This is a genomic window from Halorubrum aidingense JCM 13560, assembly GCF_000336995.1.
GTDB lineage: Archaea > Halobacteriota > Halobacteria > Halobacteriales > Haloferacaceae > Halorubrum > Halorubrum aidingense.
In genome coordinates, this window is the sequence record NZ_AOJI01000019.1 from 67,308 (window position 1) to 83,518 (window position 16,211).

The 16,211-nt window shown below is 66.9% G+C and carries 17 protein-coding genes and 1 tRNA gene; 9 read left to right on the forward strand and 9 right to left on the reverse strand.

Annotated elements, in window-relative coordinates; translation table 11 throughout:
• Positions 1–94: 94 nt before the first annotated feature.
• Both C461_RS06280 and C461_RS06285 read right to left on the reverse strand, forming a co-directional pair.
• Positions 95–412, reverse strand: a complete 318-nt coding sequence (locus tag C461_RS06280; protein ID WP_007999636.1) for an ASCH domain-containing protein — start codon at positions 410–412, stop codon at positions 95–97.
• A 131-nt stretch (positions 413–543) separates the two neighbouring features.
• Positions 544–966, reverse strand: coding sequence for a hypothetical protein (locus C461_RS06285; RefSeq protein ID WP_007999638.1), 423 nt, complete (start codon positions 964–966; stop codon positions 544–546).
• 140 nt (positions 967–1,106) lie between these two features.
• Between C461_RS06285 and C461_RS06290 the strand changes: the two genes are divergently transcribed.
• From C461_RS06290 to C461_RS15470, 3 genes are all read left to right on the forward strand, one after another.
• On the forward strand, positions 1,107–2,606 hold the full coding sequence (locus tag C461_RS06290) for a lamin tail domain-containing protein (RefSeq protein WP_193365804.1): 1,500 nt from the start codon (positions 1,107–1,109) through the stop codon (positions 2,604–2,606).
• Positions 2,603–2,899 carry a DUF3006 family protein gene (locus C461_RS06295; protein WP_007999643.1) on the forward strand — a complete coding sequence of 99 codons (297 nt, stop codon included), beginning with the start codon at positions 2,603–2,605 and terminating at the stop codon, positions 2,897–2,899. Before C461_RS06290 ends, C461_RS06295 begins: the two co-directional genes overlap by 4 nt.
• A gap of 429 nt (positions 2,900–3,328) precedes the next feature.
• Positions 3,329–3,550 carry a hypothetical protein gene (locus C461_RS15470; RefSeq protein ID WP_152418359.1) on the forward strand — a complete coding sequence of 74 codons (222 nt, stop codon included), beginning with the start codon at positions 3,329–3,331 and terminating at the stop codon, positions 3,548–3,550.
• 153 nt (positions 3,551–3,703) lie between these two features.
• Here the strand turns inward: C461_RS15470 and C461_RS06300 are convergent.
• A tRNA-Ile gene (locus C461_RS06300) sits at positions 3,704–3,777 on the reverse strand.
• Between the two features lie 106 nt (positions 3,778–3,883).
• Complete coding sequence (locus C461_RS06305; RefSeq protein WP_007999645.1) at positions 3,884–4,543, reverse strand: FxsA family protein; 660 nt, start codon at positions 4,541–4,543, stop codon at positions 3,884–3,886.
• A gap of 189 nt (positions 4,544–4,732) precedes the next feature.
• Here C461_RS06305 and C461_RS06310 point away from each other — a divergent pair, with 189 nt between their 5' ends.
• Together C461_RS06310 and C461_RS06315 are read left to right on the forward strand one after the other, a co-directional pair.
• Positions 4,733–5,482 (forward strand): DUF1405 domain-containing protein, encoded by a 750-nt coding sequence (locus C461_RS06310; protein ID WP_007999647.1) that lies wholly within the window; start codon positions 4,733–4,735, stop codon positions 5,480–5,482.
• Between the two features lie 42 nt (positions 5,483–5,524).
• Complete coding sequence (locus tag C461_RS06315; protein ID WP_007999649.1) at positions 5,525–6,571, forward strand: hypothetical protein; 1,047 nt, start codon at positions 5,525–5,527, stop codon at positions 6,569–6,571.
• Positions 6,572–6,977: 406 nt separating this feature from the next.
• On the opposite strand, the gene engB is transcribed toward C461_RS06315, so the two are convergent.
• Entirely contained in the window at positions 6,978–7,598 is a 621-nt protein-coding gene (gene engB / locus C461_RS06320) for a GTP-binding protein EngB (RefSeq protein WP_007999651.1), read from the reverse strand.
• A 343-nt stretch (positions 7,599–7,941) separates the two neighbouring features.
• On the opposite strand from engB, the gene C461_RS06325 reads away from it, so the two are divergent.
• Positions 7,942–9,567, forward strand: a complete 1,626-nt coding sequence (locus C461_RS06325) for a Na+/H+ antiporter NhaC family protein (RefSeq protein ID WP_007999654.1) — start codon at positions 7,942–7,944, stop codon at positions 9,565–9,567.
• Between the two features lie 244 nt (positions 9,568–9,811).
• On the opposite strand, the gene C461_RS06330 is transcribed toward C461_RS06325, so the two are convergent.
• Positions 9,812–10,528, reverse strand: coding sequence for a DUF4013 domain-containing protein (locus C461_RS06330; protein ID WP_007999656.1), 717 nt, complete (start codon positions 10,526–10,528; stop codon positions 9,812–9,814).
• 108 nt (positions 10,529–10,636) lie between these two features.
• On the opposite strand from C461_RS06330, the gene C461_RS06335 reads away from it, so the two are divergent.
• Positions 10,637–11,557, forward strand: a complete 921-nt coding sequence (locus C461_RS06335) for a 5-formyltetrahydrofolate cyclo-ligase (RefSeq protein WP_007999657.1) — start codon at positions 10,637–10,639, stop codon at positions 11,555–11,557.
• 42 nt (positions 11,558–11,599) lie between these two features.
• Here the strand turns inward: C461_RS06335 and C461_RS06340 are convergent, their stop codons facing one another.
• The 3 genes from C461_RS06340 to C461_RS06350 all read right to left on the reverse strand — a co-directional run bounded on the left by C461_RS06340 (position 11,600) and on the right by C461_RS06350 (position 13,526).
• Positions 11,600–11,803 (reverse strand): hypothetical protein, encoded by a 204-nt coding sequence (locus C461_RS06340; protein ID WP_007999659.1) that lies wholly within the window; start codon positions 11,801–11,803, stop codon positions 11,600–11,602.
• Between the two features lie 115 nt (positions 11,804–11,918).
• A complete protein-coding gene (locus C461_RS06345) occupies positions 11,919–13,013 on the reverse strand; it encodes an archaeosine biosynthesis radical SAM protein RaSEA (RefSeq protein WP_007999661.1) in 1,095 nt (364 codons plus the stop codon).
• An 87-nt stretch (positions 13,014–13,100) separates the two neighbouring features.
• Entirely contained in the window at positions 13,101–13,526 is a 426-nt protein-coding gene (locus C461_RS06350; protein ID WP_007999663.1) for a VanZ family protein, read from the reverse strand.
• A 348-nt stretch (positions 13,527–13,874) separates the two neighbouring features.
• On the opposite strand from C461_RS06350, the gene C461_RS06355 reads away from it, so the two are divergent.
• Complete coding sequence (locus C461_RS06355; RefSeq protein WP_007999665.1) at positions 13,875–15,806, forward strand: aldehyde ferredoxin oxidoreductase family protein; 1,932 nt, start codon at positions 13,875–13,877, stop codon at positions 15,804–15,806.
• 61 nt (positions 15,807–15,867) lie between these two features.
• Positions 15,868–16,173, forward strand: a complete 306-nt coding sequence (locus C461_RS06360; protein ID WP_007999667.1) for a hypothetical protein — start codon at positions 15,868–15,870, stop codon at positions 16,171–16,173.
• Positions 16,174–16,211 lie beyond the last annotated feature (38 nt).

A 16,211-nucleotide genomic window follows, 5' to 3' on the forward strand; every position in this document is an offset into this window, starting at 1 on the left:
TGGGATACTGTCGGAGACGGTGACACGTCGACTGGCGGTGCTAGCCGTCTTGGCCGTCTTGGCCGTCTTGGCCGTCCTAGCCGCCCCGATCTTCCTATTCGACGCGCTCGAACCGGTGTCGCACCACGTCGGCGTCGTCGTCCCACTCGAAGCTCCCGCCGTGGGCGTGGACCATCCGCTCTTTGTACGCGTCAAGCGACGGCGATCCCTCCCGTCGCGCGTCGGCGTCGGTCATGTCGCCGAGGGTGCGCTCGGTGACGTCGGTCAGCTCGAAGGCGACGCCGTCGATCTCGAAGGTGTCGCCCGGTTCTCCGTACCGGTTCCCGCGGTGGAGCTGCGTCACGTCGCCGTCGAGCGCCGCCTGCTTCACGCGGTCATTCGGCAGGAGGTCGGCCGGATCGTTCTCGGTCATGCGCGGACGTTCGAGCCGGATCCGCTTATAAATGCGGGCGAGGCCGATCCGGAGCCCGTCAGCGGGTCGATCGGCGCGGGTCGGTCGACCCGGAGAGCGTGTCGAGGGGGCGTCCCATCGGTCGAGTCCACTCACCGTCCGAACAGCAGCGGCGACAGCAGCAGCGCCAGCGGGACGGCGATCCACACCTGTCCGGCCAGCACGTCGTACTGGCCGATCGTCACCGACGGGGGCGTTCCCTCGACGGCGCCGACGAGGAACTCAAACCCGACCGTGAGGAGGGTCCAGCCGACGCCGATAACGACCAGTTCCGCGGTCGCGTACTCGGTCGGCATCCGGCGGAAGAACGCGAACGAGATCCCCAGAATCGCCGCGACCAACAGCGCCGTGCTCGCTACGTGTCCGGGGTACTCGCCCACGCGGGGGATAAGGACGACTTCGCGAAAGCCGCCGTTCGCGACGGCGACGACGGCCATAAGCACCCAGACGCCGAGCGGGGCGAGGAGGACTCGCGGGCGGATCGCGTCGACGGCCGCGACGGAAAGCGGACTCATGCCCGGCGATTCACCCCGCGAGCACATCAGTCTCACCCCGATTCGAGCCGCCCGCCGGATGCCCCGCCGACGCCGAGCCTACTTCGCGAGGGGCGTTACCGATCCCGTACTTCTTTGCTCGTGTGAGATATTGACGTCACATGAAATTATCCGGGGGCGGGCCACGAGTCCTCCTCCTCGTGGTGATCATCCTCCTCGCGGGGTGTGCCGGCGCCGTACCCGGCGGTCAGGTTTCGACGGACACGGGCGCGAATGGGGACGCGAGTACCGAATCGACGGTCGAAACGGCGAACGGCACCGTCGAGGTCCACTACATCAACGTCGGGCAATCGGTCAGTACGCTCGTCGTCGGTCCGGAGGGAGAGACGATGCTCGTCGACACGGGTCACTACAACGACGACGGCGAGTACGTGTTACGGTATCTCCAGCGGCACGACGTCACCCGGATCGACCATCTCGTCACCTCGCACAACGACGCCGATCACATCGGGGGCAACGCGGCGCTCATCGAGTACTACGAGACCGAAGCGGACGGGATCGGCGCGGTCTACGATCCCGGGATCGCCGCGAGCACGCAGACCTACGCCGAGTACCTCGACGCCGTCGAGGCACACGACGTGACGCTGTACGAGACGCGCGAGGGCGACGCGATCTCGTTCGGCGACGTCGACGTCGACGTGCTCGGGCCGCCGGAGCCGTACCTCGAAAACGAGGCGCGAAACGAGAACAGCATCGTCCTCAAGCTCACGCACGGAGAGACGAGCTTCCTGCTCTCCGGCGACGCCGAGGACGATCAAGAGGAGTACCTGATCGACGCGTACGGCACGGAGCTGCAGTCGACCGTGCTGAAGGCCGGCCATCACGGGTCTTCGAGCTCGTCGAGCGAGCCGTTCATCGACGCGGTGCGGCCGCGGGCGGTCGTCATTTCGAGCGCGTACGACTCGCAGTACGGGCACCCGCACGACGAGGTCCTCCAGCGACTGGCGGATCGGTCGCTCCCGACGTACTGGACCGCGACGCACGGCGACATCGTGCTCGTGAGCGACGGAAGCGGCGTCTCCGTGCAGACGCAACGCGACGCGCCCACCGACCCGCTCGCGCTCCGCGACGGTGAGCCGGTCGCGCCGGGCACGAGCGGTGACGTCGTCGAGCGCGCCCGACTCGGCGGCGATCCGATCGACGGTGAGGCCGGGAGTGACGGCGACGAGACCGACGAGACCGACGAGACCGATGACGACACCGACGACACCGTCGACGACACCGACGGCACCACCGGGGAGAACGAGACATCGTCGACCGATCCGGGCGCGGCGCTGGAGGTCGCCGCGATCAACGCGGACGCCGCGGGTGACGACCGCGAGAATCTCAACGACGAGTACGTCGTCTTCGAAAATACGGGCGACGACCCGATCGAGATGGGCGGGTGGACGGTCGAAGACGAGGCGGGCCGGAGCTACGAGATTCCCAGCGGGTTCACGCTCGACGCGGGCGCGACGGTGACGGTTCGAACCGGAAGCGGAACGGACACCGACACCGAACTGTACTGGGGGTCGAGCTCGCCGGTCTGGAACAACGACGGCGACACAGTAATGGTCTCGAACGGTGACGGGGAACGTGTCCTCGAGGTGACCTACGAATGAGCGATATCGAACTTCCGGACGGCACGTACACCGCGGTCGTCGACAACGTCGAAGACGGGCTCGCGACCGTGTTCTTCGAACGCGACGACGAGGAGGTCGGGAACGCGGTGATCGAGGCGACACGACTCCCTCCCGACGCGCGCCACGCCGACGCCGTCCTCTCCGTGACGATCGGTGACAGGAGCATCGAGGCCGCGTCGTACTACCCCGAGTCGACGGCGAATCGCGCTGCAGAGGCGCAGGACCGGTTCGATCGGCTCTCGAAGCGACCGCCGTCCGATGAGGACGGGTAGCTGAGAGGCATATAGCCGCGAGGAGGGTTTGGACGATGAAGGACGAAGCTCATTATTCTCTAGCCGGAGAAGTCATCCCACTAAATCCACATTCCGAGAATTATCTACTGTGTCATACGTTCTTGTAAATACAAGGTAACTGCCCTCATGACCCCGAGATAGCCTCCTGTGAACCGTTGGAGAATAACAAGGCAAGTACCTCCCATCGAGTGTGAGTCTACACGCGATACGTCGAGGATCAATCACTCATCACTTGTCGGTAGACGTGCCGGAGAAGGTTGTTAGCGACCGGATGACTGTGAGTTTGGACGTGCATGAAAGACACTACAACCAGCGTGGAGAGCAGAAGAAAACAGAGCAACGTCAGGACCGTCTTGACAACACATAACATGTCAAAGAAATATCATTATTAGTATCATACAATCTGGTATGATAAACCCTCTAAATTACATTAAAGCAGGATTCGCGATTCTTGCTGTACTATTAGCCTACTCGTCAGCGATGACGATTATGAATGGGAACCTCAAAGAAGGACTCACCCCGGGCTGGATTGATTTTGCGACTTCCAACCCAATGATGTTCGCGTTACTACTGGTTATCGGTGGAATGCTAATCGGCGCACCATTCCTACAGGCCATGAGCAACGCCTAACCTATTCGCGTTATAGCGTGCTGGTGCGCGAGAGTTGTGGTTGAACTAAAGCGCGAATAGACATTTCTCTCAGGGTGATTAGGACCGAAATTGGGTGGCTGGGGAGTCCCAGCCCACCAATTTCCCCCGGCCAATGAAGGCCGGTGGAGTAGGTGGGCCAACACGGATTTGAACCGTGGACCTCCCGGTTATCAGCCGAGCGCTCAACCTGACTGAGCTATTGGCCCAGGTAAGCGCATTCAGTCGTTGCGTGGGTAGGATTTTAAGGGTTTCCTTTCGCGAGTCCCCTGCCGTCCCCCGGTTTCGACGGTAGATCGCGTCGCCGCCGAGCCGTCAATCGGTTCGTCCGGGCTCCTCGTCCTCGTCTTCGACCGTGAAGTCGACGTCGACGACGTCGTCCGCGCGGTCCTCGTCGTCGAAGCGGTCGTCGTCGCGGGCGTCGCCGCCGACGCTGCCGCCAGCGCTGACACCGTCACCGCCGACGCCGCCCCCACCGCCCCCACCGCCACCGGGGAAGTCCGCGCCGCCGCCGAACGTGAAGCCGCCGGCAGTTCCGTCACCGGCACCGTCGCCGGGGAACCCGCCGATGTAGACGTTTCCGCTGGCGAAGCCGCCGGTCTCGCTGTCGATGTACGGCACCACGATGTACTTTTTAACGGCCATCCGGATCGGGACCCGAGAGAGGGGGAGCGCGAGCAGGAAGCCGACCGCGTCGGTCACGAGTCCCGGCGTGAGCAGGAACGCGCCGGCGGCGATCAGCAGGCCGCCGTCGAGCAGTTCGTCGGTCGGCGGCTCGCCGCGGGCCAGTTTGCGCTGGACCCGCGCGAGCGTCGCGCGCCCCTCGGCGCGGAGGAGGAGCATCCCGAGCACGGCGGTCAACACGACCAGCGCGACCGTGATCGCCCACCCCAGTCGCGTCGCGACGACGATCAGAAACAGCGCGTCCACGAGGGGGACGACGAGGAGCAGCGCGAGCAGCGTTCGCGGGCGCATACCACTGCCTTCCCGCTGGGGACGCATAGCCCTTTTCGTCCCGGCCGTCCGACGGGGCGCCCGATCTGCGTCCGCACCCGCGCTGCGCCCGCGCGATCCGCGACCGAACCGATCCGCGTCCGCACCGCACCCGCGACCGCACCGATCCGCGACCGCCACCGCTTTGACGCGCCGGTCCCAGCCGAGCGTATGGATATCGTCGGCGCGCTCGGTCGCGAGCCTCCCGAGCGCGAATCGCTGCCGCGGTGGCTCGCACCGCTGCCGAAGTCGCTCGAAGACGTCGCCTTCCGGTTCGTGTGGGTCATCGTCGCGATCAACCTCCTCGGCACCGCGTTCGGCTTCTGGTACTACCGGTTCCAGTTCCGCGAGATTCCGGTCGAGATGTGGGCGTTCGTCCCCGACAGCCCGGGAGCGACGCTGCTCATCGCGCTCGCGCTCGCGGCGTGGGCGGTCGGCGCGCAGCGCGACTGGCTCACCGCGCTCGCCTTCTTCGGGAACGTCAAACTCGGGCTGTGGACGCCGTACGTCCTCGTGGTGTTTTACCCGCAGTTCCTCGCCAATTCGGGGCCCGCGATGTACGCGTTCCTGTTGGTGAGCCACCTCGGGATGGTCGTGCAGGCGTTCGTCCTCTACCGGATCACGGACTTCCCGGTGAAGGCGGTCGCGGTCGCGACCGCGTGGTACACGGTCGATCTCCTGATGGACTACTTCGTCCCCGTGATCGGCGACGTGACCCACACCTCGCTGCCGTATCTCGATTCGGACCCGTGGTTCACGACGACCGTGTTGCAGGTCGCCGCCGCCGGCGCGGTCACGCTCACCGTGATCCCGCTGTTCTGGGCGCTCGCCACGCGCGTCGCGACGCTCCGACTCCGGCTCGGCGACGGAGAGGACGTGGACGGCGACGGTGACAGCGACGGCGACGGTCACCCCGCCTGATCGCGGTCCACTATTTAAGTCCTCCGGGCGTGTCGGGGACGTATGAGCGCGTACGAGCGGATCGCGGATCTAACCGTCACCGTCGAGTCCGTGGGCCGGCGCCGGTACACGGGCGCGACGACCAGCGGATTCGAGCGGACGAGCACCGAGTTTCGCCTCGCCGGCGACGGCGTCACCGGCCGCGGCGAAGACGTGACCTACGAGACCGCCGACCACGACGCGCTCGCGGGCACGGACCCGATCGATCTGGAGGGCGAGTGGACGATCGCCGAGCTGTCGGCGCACCTCGACGACGTCGACCTGTTCGCCGCGAAGCCCCCGACACGGGAGACGTTCCGTAACTACCGGCGCTGGGCCGTCGAGAGCGCGGCGCTCGATCTGGCGCTCCGACAGCGAGAGGAGTCGCTCGGCGAGTGTCTGGGGATCGAACCGGACCCGGTTCGGTTCGTCGTCTCGACGCGACTCGGGGAGCCGCCGAGCACCGACCGCGTCAAGGAGCTGCTCGCGCTCGACGACGACTTAGAGTTCAAGCTCGACCCCACGCCGGACTGGCCCGAGGAGGCGTTCGTGACCCTCCGAGAGACCGACGCCGTGCGGATCCTCGACCTGAAAGGGTGGTACGAGGGGACCGACGTCGACGTCGAGGCGGACCCCGAACTGTACCGCGACGTGTTCGCCGCGTTCCCGACGGCCGTCGTCGAGGACGCCGCGTTCACTCCCGAAACGCAGCCACTCGTCGAGCCGCAGGCCGACCGGCTCTCCTTCGACTACCCGATAGACAGCGTCGAGAGCCTCGAATCGCTCCCGGTCGAGCCCGGGTGGTGCAACATCAAGCCGTCGCGGTTCGGCACGCTCGAATCGCTGTTCGAGACGATCGCGTACTGTCAGGACAACGGCATTCAGCTGTACGGCGGCGGGCAGTTCGAACTCGCCAGCGGCCGGACCGCGATCCAGACGCTCGCCGCGCTGTTTTATCCCGACGGCCCCAACGATATCGCTCCGCGGCCGTTCAACGACCCCGACGCGTCGCCGCCGTATCCGACGAGCCCGCTTCGGCCCGACCGCGACGCCGTCGGCTTCGAGTTCTGAGGCCGAACGACATCGAGCGGCCGGCGGCGGCGACCGTTTATAAGCAACTGCGCGGTGGCGCGCCGGTGAGCGCCGCAACGCGGCGCGAACCGAGCGCGAGGGACTCGGAGCGGCGCTTACAAGCGCCGCTCCGAGGAGGCTGGGGAGGCGTGAGGTGCGGTTACGGTGCGGTCGCGATGCAGTCGCGGTGCGGTTACGGTGCGGTCGCGGTGCGATCGGTGAGACTCCGAAGGGCTCCTCCATCGATCCGATGGCGACCACTTATAAATGAACGGCCGTCCCTTCCCGAACGAGCACCGTAGCACCGCAACACCGTAGCACCACAGCACCGAAACACCGCAACACCGCCGGAAACGACGCCCGCGAAACCTCGATCGCAAAACGTCGACCGCGAAACCTCGACCGCCTACGAGACGAACTTCAACAGGTCGTCGCGGTTGTGCTCGTGGAACCGCGTCCGCAGACACTCCTCTAGCGCCTCGATATCGCCGCGTTTCGCGCAGATCGGCGCCACCCGGTCGGACCACTGCTGCCACGGCGGGTACAGGCCCAGACGGTCACAGATCTCGTCGAGCCGCTCGTCGAGGTCGTCGATCTTGTCGGTCTTGTTGACGGCGACGATCGGCTCGACGCCGACGTCCTCGAGGAAGCCGAACATCTCCACGTCGTGCGGGAGGTTCCCGCGCTCGGCGTGCCGGTCGATGATGTCGACGGCGGCCTTCCCGTCCATCACGACGACGCCCGCCAGGATGTGCTCGGCGTTCTCCTCCAAGTAGTGGACGATGTTCGTCTTGATCGCCTCGCGGTGCTCCGCTTCGACGCCGGACATGAACCCGAAGCCGGGCAGGTCGGTGAACATGAAGTCCTCGCTGGCCCAGTCGAAGTGGTTCGGCTGCCGGGTGACGCCCGGCTTGCCGCCCGTCGAGAAGTCGTGTCCCGTCAGCTCGCGCATCAGCGTGGACTTGCCGACGTTCGAGCGCCCCACGAGGACGACTTCGGCGTCGCGATCCGGCCGGTCTTCGAACATACCAAACCGTGGGCGACTCAGCGGTTTAAAAGGCGCGTCGTCGATACCGGACGCCTTCCCGACGGCGCGCGGGTGGGGACCGGTCGCTCCGTCAAACGGAGATCGTATATTTCGAAAATGAGTGGTCTGAATTATGAAATCACCGTCACCTTTATATATCCCGACTCAGTGTGAGTCATCGTAACATGGTTTTCCCGACGAGGGCTCGTAACCGCCGTATCGGTCCGATGAAACCGACGAAGACCCGTGTCGACGCTCCAAAACGCGTGCGACGAGGGTCGCGATCGTCCGTCGAGGGTCGCTCGTCTCCGTCGTCCGCCCCAGATCGCTCGAGGGTAGGCGCATGACGGGTGCCGAGACGTTCGGTGCCCTCTCCTTGGTTCCGCCGCTTCTGGCGATCGTTCTCGCGATGGTGACGCGGAAACCGGTCCTCTCGCTGTTCTTGGGGATCTGGTCCGGCGCCGTGATATTCACGGCGAACCACGGCGTGCCACAGACGCTGAGCTGGCTCGTGGACTCGATCGGCGCGAGCACGTTCAACGCGAAGATCATGCTGATCGTGTTGTTCCTCGGGGCCGGCGTCGCGCTCATCTGGCGGCTCGGCGGGGCGAACGCCCTCGCGAACGCGGTGACCTCCAAACTCAACACCCAACGGAAGGTCGGCGTGGCGACGTGGATATTCGGCATGATCTGGTTCTTCGACGACTACTCGAACACGGCGATCGTCGGCACCACGATGCGGGAGATCTCTGACGAGGTGAACATCTCTCGGGAGAAACTCGCGTACATGATCGACTCGACGGCCGCGCCCGTCGCGACGTTCGGCATCTCGAGTTGGGTCGCGTATCAACTGAGCATGATCCAGGAGGGATACGAGGCCGCGGGCATCTCCGCCGGGAGCGCCGGGGTCCCCAGCGCGTTCGGGCTGTTCTTACAGAGCATCCCGTTCAACATGTACTGCCTGTTCGCGGTCGCGATGGTCGGGATCATCGTCTTCTCCAGGCGGGACTTCGGCGAGATGCTCGACGCCGAGCACCGCTCGGCGACGGAGGGGAAAGTCCTGCGGGACGGGGCGATTCCGATGCAGAGCGCAGAAGACAGTCTCGGAGAGGTGCTCACCGACACGCCGCAGCTCCGGTACTTCGTGGTCCCGACCCTCGCCCTGATGGTGACCGTGGTCGGCGGCGGTTTCTACACCGGAATCAACGCGTCGGAGGCCGGCGCGGGGCCGTTCGAGATCGCCGGCAACGCCGCGTTCGTCGACGCGCTCCTGTGGGGGACGTTCATGATGGTCGCCGTCGCGCTCACCATGGGCGTCGCGAGCGGGATCGCCAACCTCGACGAGGCGATGGAGACCGTGATCGACGGCTTCGGAATGATGCTGACCGCGCTCACGATCCTCGTGATGGCGTGGACGATCGGCACCGTCACCACCGCGCTCGGCACGGGGATCTTCGTCACGAACATCGCGGAGAACATCGTGACGCCGACGCTGCTCCCGGTCGTCGTGCTGCTGGCGTCCGCGTTCATCGCGTTCTCGACGGGCACCTCCTGGGGGACGATGGCGATCGTCACGCCGATCGCGGTCCCGCTGGCGTGGAGCGTCGGCGGCGGCACGCCGGAACTGCTCCCGGTCGCGATCGGGACCGTGTTCAGCGGCGCCATCTTCGGGGACCACTGCTCGCCCATCTCCGACACGACGATCCTCTCGTCGACGTTCACCGGGTCCGACCACATCGACCACGTCCGCACCCAGATGTACTACGCCACGACGGTGCTGGTCGTGGCCGCCACGCTGCTGACGGTGTGGGGCGCCACCCGGATCACGCCGCTGGTGCTGCTCCCGATCGGCGTGCTGACGCTCGTCGGGCTGGTGTACGTGCTCTCCGAGTTCGACGCGAACCGGAAGGGCGTGGCGGCGACCCGCTCGGTTCGAGCCGGAAGCCGGTCGATCAGCGACGACGACTGAGCGATCGATCGGCCTGCGCGGTCGGTCGGTCTGAGCGGTCGACCTGAGCGGTCGACCTGAGCGTGTGGCCGGCCGCGACGGCAGTTGCCGGCGAGAATCTCCGTGCCGCTGTCAAGCGGCTTCTCTTGTACCCGGACGTGGACGGCTAATCGCCTTACACCACGCAGACGTGGACGACCGACCGATCTGAAAAATAACGTCGTAGCGACCGCCGCGTCGGTATCGTCGCTTCCCGGGTACCGGATCAGATCGCCGAGCCGATGTCGTCGTCGACGGCACCGCCGGCGCCGCCGGCCGACCCGGCATCGATCCGGTCGTTCACGCTCGCGAAGGCGGTGCCGAACATCCGGAAGACGGCGACCTGCCCGTAGAACTGGACGAACGGGACCAGCACGATGCCGACGACCGTCGCCGTGAGCACTCCGGCCACGACCCACGTGATCACTGCGACGACGATGGGCATCAGCACGGCGACGAGGTACTCGGTGGACAGCAGCGTGGGCTTCAGCAGCCCCACGTCGAAGGCGGCCCCCAGCTCGCCGCGGGCGGCGTACGCCGCCAGCGCCGCGGGCACCGCGTAGTAGATCAGAAAGAGGATCGGGATGAACGCCAGCGCGAGCAGGGCGCCGACCACGCCGATGAGCGCGCCCGCGTCGCCGCCGAGCGCGCCGCCGGTCCCGAGCACGACCGCGACGAGGACCGCGTACACGATGACGGGAACGATGGTGTACGCGATCGTGATCACGGTGCCGACGACCCCGGTCATCAGCAGGTCGCCCCAGTCGTCGAACTCCGGCGGCACCTCGTCGCCGGCGATGGTCCGTTCGAGCACGCGAACGAGGTACCCGACGATGACGAACGCCGGGATGACGAGCAGCGAGAGGAATCCCAGTACGCCGCCGATGATAATTCGTCCGATCCAATCGCCGCGAACCGGATACGAGAGTCCGTCTTCGAGCATGGCGGTACTCACACAAATCTGATACATAAACGCACCGATAGATACTGCCGGGTCGGGGCTCCCGGTCCGATCCCGACGGTTAACGGTCGTCGCGTCCCCACTCTATGCATGGACAAACAGGCCGTCAGAGAGGCCGTCTGGGACGCGTTCGAGGCGAGCGGTGAGGCCAGGTTTCCCTTCCCGCCACACGGGCGGATTCCGAACTTCGCCGGCGCCGACGCCGCGTGCGAGCGGCTGACCGACACCGACGCGTGGGCCGCCGCGGACACCCTCAAGTGCAACCCCGACGCCCCGCAGCTCCCGGTGCGCCGGGCCGCGCTGCGCGAGGGCAAGACGATCTACGTCGCCCAACCGCGACTCCGCGACCCGGATCCGTTCCTCCGGATCGACCCGGCCGACCTCGCCGACGGGGGAGACGCTGGAGACGGCGGGGTCGACAGCGGCGACAACGGCGACAACGGCGACGCGCCCACCGTCGCCGACGCCACGACCGTCTCCGGCATCTCGACGCACGGCACGCCGGTCGCGCCCGAAGCCGTCCCCCGCGTCGACCTCGTGGTCGCCGGTTCCGTGGGCGTCACGACCGACGGCGCCCGGATCGGGAAGGGCGAGGGATACAGCGACTTGGAGTGGGGCGTGCTCAGCGAACTCGGCGCCGTCGACAGAGAGGCGCAAAGCGCCTCTAGCAGCGAGGGACAGAGTCCCTCGGGCAACCGGGCTTCGCCCGGTGACAGTCGGGCGAAGCCCGTCGACGACGAGACGACCGTCGCGACCACGGTCCACGAGCTCTCCGTCCTCGACGGTCCGGAGTCGGCGGTCGTCGCTGCCGACCGCGACCCGCGATCGGCGGTCGACCTCCCCGACCCCGACCCGCACGACGTGCCGCTGGATTTGGTCGTCACTCCCGAGCGGACGATCGAAACCGAGACGCCCTACCCGCGCCCGGCCGGTATCGACTGGGACGCGCTCGACGACTCGAAGCTGGAAGAAATTCCGGTGTTGGCGGCACTGGCGCCCGAGGGACGCTGATCTCGACCGCACTCGCGGCCCGACTCTGCACGATCCGGCGGCTCAGTCCGCGCGTTTCGGCTTCGGCGCCGATCGCGCCGTCCGGTGGTCGGCGACGTGGCCGCACTCGGGACAGACGATCGTCCGCTCGCTCCCGTCGCTGACGACGAGCCACCCCTCCGAGACGGGGTTTTCGAAGCTGCACTCCGCACAGAAGAGGACCGACTTCCGACGCGACGACCGGGGACCGCTGGCGACTGCGTTCATGTCTCTCCCCAGTAGCTCGACGTATATGGGTCTTGTTCGGCCTGATCGTTCGGGAAAAATACGGTGTGGGACGCTCACACGAGGGATGACTCCGACCGATCGCGCGAACGCGGACCTACCGCGCGAGCGGCATGTTATAGCTCGTCTCGGCGGCCATCACGTGCTCCCACGTCGCCTCGCACTCGCAGGAGACCTGCTCGAAGACGCTCGGGTCCTGTCGTTTGTCGAAGTCCTTGATCGCGGTCTGGACGCGGTCGTCGCACTCGCCGCAGTTGTGCGCGCCGCGGTCCGACCCGTGCCCGACCGGGTCGGAGACGACGATGGCGTCGGCGTCGGCGGTCTCTTCGAGGATGTGCGCGACCGACCAGAGCCACGGCGGCCGGTATCCGCCGCGGAAGAACAGCTCGTCGACCATCGTGTAGCGCTGGACGTTCGTCGGGTTCATGGAGACGGTGTGACAGCCCTCGACGGCGGCGCACCGACGGATCGAGTCGATCATGTCCGCGGCGGCCTCGGGCTCCGCGAGGAAGGGCGGCTTCAACAGGAGGTACGCCTTGATCCCCACGTCCGCGTCGAACTCGCCGTCCGCGGCGGCGGCCTCGGCGCAGGCGTCCTCGAAGTCCGCGAAATCGAAGTACTTGTTCACGCAGTCGTGGCGGACGCGGTCGGTCGCGGTCTCCAACCCGACCGCCACGTCGGTCGCGATGCCGTGGTCGGCGAAGTCGGCGATCTTCTCGCGGTCGACGAAGTCCGGCAGCGACTCGACGACGATCCGGTCGCGGTCCGCAAACGTCTCGGCGATGGCCCGCCGGGTCTCCGCGGGGACCTCGCGCTCGTCGAGGAACGAGCCGGAGGTGTAGATCTTGATCAGTTCGGCGGGGGCGTCGGCCTCCTCGCGCTCGTGGTCGAGACAGACCTCGATCTGGCTCATCAGGTCCTCGTGGGCGACGCTCCCGCCCTCGACCGACTCCGCGACGTAGCCGCACATCGTGCAGCCGCCGGCGCGGGCCCAGCGGCACCCGCCGGTGTTCAAGATGATCGTGAGGGAGTTCACGACGCCGTCGGGGGTGTTGTCCTCGTCGATCCACACGCGGGTGGGCTGTGTCGGGTCGTACGTCTCCGAGCGCTCGGCGCGGATGTCGCGCATCACGGCGTTGTGCGCGTCCATCCCGCGCCCCTGCTCGTACGCGTCGGGGCTCGGCGTGCTCATTACCGGAGGGAGCGGGCGAGCGCGTAAAGCCGTGTCGTCATCGCGGACCCGTCGCCGCGGGATCACCCCGCTCGGTCGCAATCGGGGTTAGCGAGCCGACTGGCGGGCGACCGCGGCGACCGCGGCGACCGCGGCGACGCCCCCGACCACTGCCCCCGCGGCGTTAATCGCGGCGTCCCGCCACGCGAACGAGCGCCACGGAATCGGTGCCTGCACGAGTTCGACTCCGAAACCGACCGCGACCGCGACGGCGACCGCCACAACGACGGCGACGGCCCGGCCGCGCCGTCGGTGGCCCCTCGCGCGGACGACGAGCGCGGCGAGGACCGCGTAGCCGACGAGATGGAACGGGTCGGTGAGGCCGACGCCGAACGGGAACGCGGTGCCGCCGGTCCCGCCGGCCGTCCCCGGAACGGGCACGACCGACGCGCTCAGTACGACGAGTCCGAACGCGAAGGCGTCGCGCCGTCGCCGCCGCCTCGCCGCCTCGTTCGACTCCTCGGAGTCCGTCACGATACGCCGGTCGCCGCCCGAGCGATTAAATCGTGCCGTCTTCCCCCACTCGGCTTACCCGTCCGACTCCGTCCGACCTGTGCCCGACGCGCACTTCCCGGTGGGTTCGTCACTGGATGCGTCGAATCGCGACAGGGGTGCGCCGAAACCGCTCGCTCCCACGCCGGCGCCACTACAGACGGACGCGTTCGCAAGACGCCTTGTCGTCCCTCGATTTCTCCCGCTTTCAGCGGCCGTTTGTATATAAACCGCGGTGGCGGATGTTGCCGGACGACGTAACTCCTATCGGTTTCGTCGAGAGGTGAACAACTAACACGCTGTGGTCCGTCTATAATGAACGAGCATTACATGACTGAAATGGGCGGCTACAGAGACCGAGTTGCACAGGTCGATCTCGGGGACGGAGCGGTCAACTACCAAGGGATCGACGACGAGGACGCGGAGAAGTACATCGGCGCGCGCGGGCTCGGCGTGAAGTACGTCTTCGACGCCGGCCCCGACGTCGACCCGCTGGGTCCGGACAACCGGCTCGCGTTCATGACGGGTCCCCTCACCGGGACCCAGACCGTGATGAGCGGCCGCATCGCGCTGGTGACGAAGTCCCCGCTGACGGGGACGGTCACCGACTCGCACCACGGCGGCTGGTCCGGCGCGCGGCTCAAGTGGGCCGGGCTCGACGGCATCTTGCTCGACGGCGCGAGCGACGACCCCGTCTACCTCCTCGTCGAGGACGGCGAGGTCGAAGTACGCGACGCCTCCCACCTCTGGGGACAGGGCGTCCACGACACGATCGACGCCCTCGGCGAGGAAGTCGAGGGGTCGGTCGGCAAGAACCTCTCCGTGATGGCGATCGGGCAGGGCGGCGAGAACGGCGTCCGCTACGCCTGCGTGATGAACGAGGACGACCGCGCGTCCGGCCGCGGCGGCACGGGCGCCGTGATGGGCTCGAAGAACGTCAAGGCGGTCGTCGTGAAAAGCGGCACCGACATGCCGAAACCGGCGGACCCCGAGACGTTCCAGGAGGGCTACCAGCAGGCGATGGAGGTCATCCGCGAGTCCGACGTGACCGCGCCCAACGAGGGCGGGCTCTCGATGTACGGCACCAACGTCCTGATGAACGCGACCGAGGAGATGGACGGGCTGCCGACGAAGAACGCACAGCACACCTCGACGGAGGCGTACAGCGAGGCCGACGGCGTCGACGTGCAGGCCGAGCGCGTCTCCGGCGAGAACGTCCGCGAGAACATCCTCGTCGACGAGCCGACGTGTCACTCCTGTCCGGTCGCGTGTAAGAAGGAGGTCGAGGTGAACGTCACCCACAAAGGCGAGGACATGAACGTCCGCATGGAGTCGTACGAGTACGAGTCCGCGTGGGCGCTCGGTCCGAACTCCGGGCACGACGACCGCGACGAGATCGCGGTCATGCTCGACCGCTGTAACGACCTCGGCATCGACACCATCGAGTCCGGCAACATGATGGCGATGGCGATGGAGATGAGCGAGGAGGGCAAACTCGACGGCGTCGGCCACCTCGACTGGGGCGACTCCGAGACGATGATCGATCTCCTCGACGAGATCGGTCACCGCTCTTCCGATCTGGGCGACCTCCTCGCGGAGGGCCCCGAGCGCGTCGCCGACGCGAAGGACGCGCACGGCAACAAGCTCTCGGTGAAAGGCCAGACGATGGCCGCCTACGACCCCCGCTGCATGAAGGGGATGGGGATCGCGTACGCGACCTCCAACCGCGGCGCCTGCCACCTGCGCGGCTACACGCCGGCCGCCGAGATCCTCGGCATTCCGGAGAAAGTCGATCCGTACGAGTGGGAGGGCAAAGGCGAACTCACCGCCACCTTCCAGGACTTACACGCCGTCTCCGACTCCTTCGACATCTGCAAGTTCAGCGCCTTCGCGGAGGGGATCGAGGAGTACGTGCTCCAGTACAACGGCATGACCGGTCGCGACGTCAGCGAGGACGAGCTGTTCGAGGCCGGCGAGCGGGTGTACAACCTCGAACGCTACTTCAACAACCTCGCCGGCTTCGACGGCGCGGACGACACGCTGCCGAACCGCTTCATCCAGGGGCACCCGGACGCCATCCCCGGCACGGGCGCCAGCGAGGGTGAACTGGTCGAACTCGACGAGATGAAAGCCGAGTACTACGAGACCCGCGACTGGGTCGACGGCGTCGTCCCCGACGAGAAGCTCGAGGCGCTCGGCATCGACATCGGCCCCGGAACCGGCGTCTCCGCCGGCGACTCCGCGGCCCCGGCCGACGACTGAGAGCCTCCCCGACTGACGACTCGCGTTTATTTTTAAGTGTCCTGCGCCGGTAGCGCGGGTCATGGCGCACGACCCGCTTTCGCCCGGCGAAGCCCTCCGCACACCGATCGGTGCCGTCCTCGCGGCCGTGAGCCTCCTCACGTTCGTCTACTCGCTGTTGATCGTCGGCCGGATCCTGTTCGGCGTCTGGGTCGTCACCGTGCTTTCCGCGGGGCCGTACGTCTCGTACCGGCTGTTCGCCGCGCTCGACTCGCTCGCCGACGCCGCCCAGCGGATCGCTGACGCCCGCGAACGCGAGGCCGACCTAGAGCTGCCGGCGAACGCGAGCGCGCGTTCGTCGGAGCGAGCGACCGAGCGCGATCGATAACGAGTGCCGAACGCGACGCGCTCCATTTTTAAGTGACA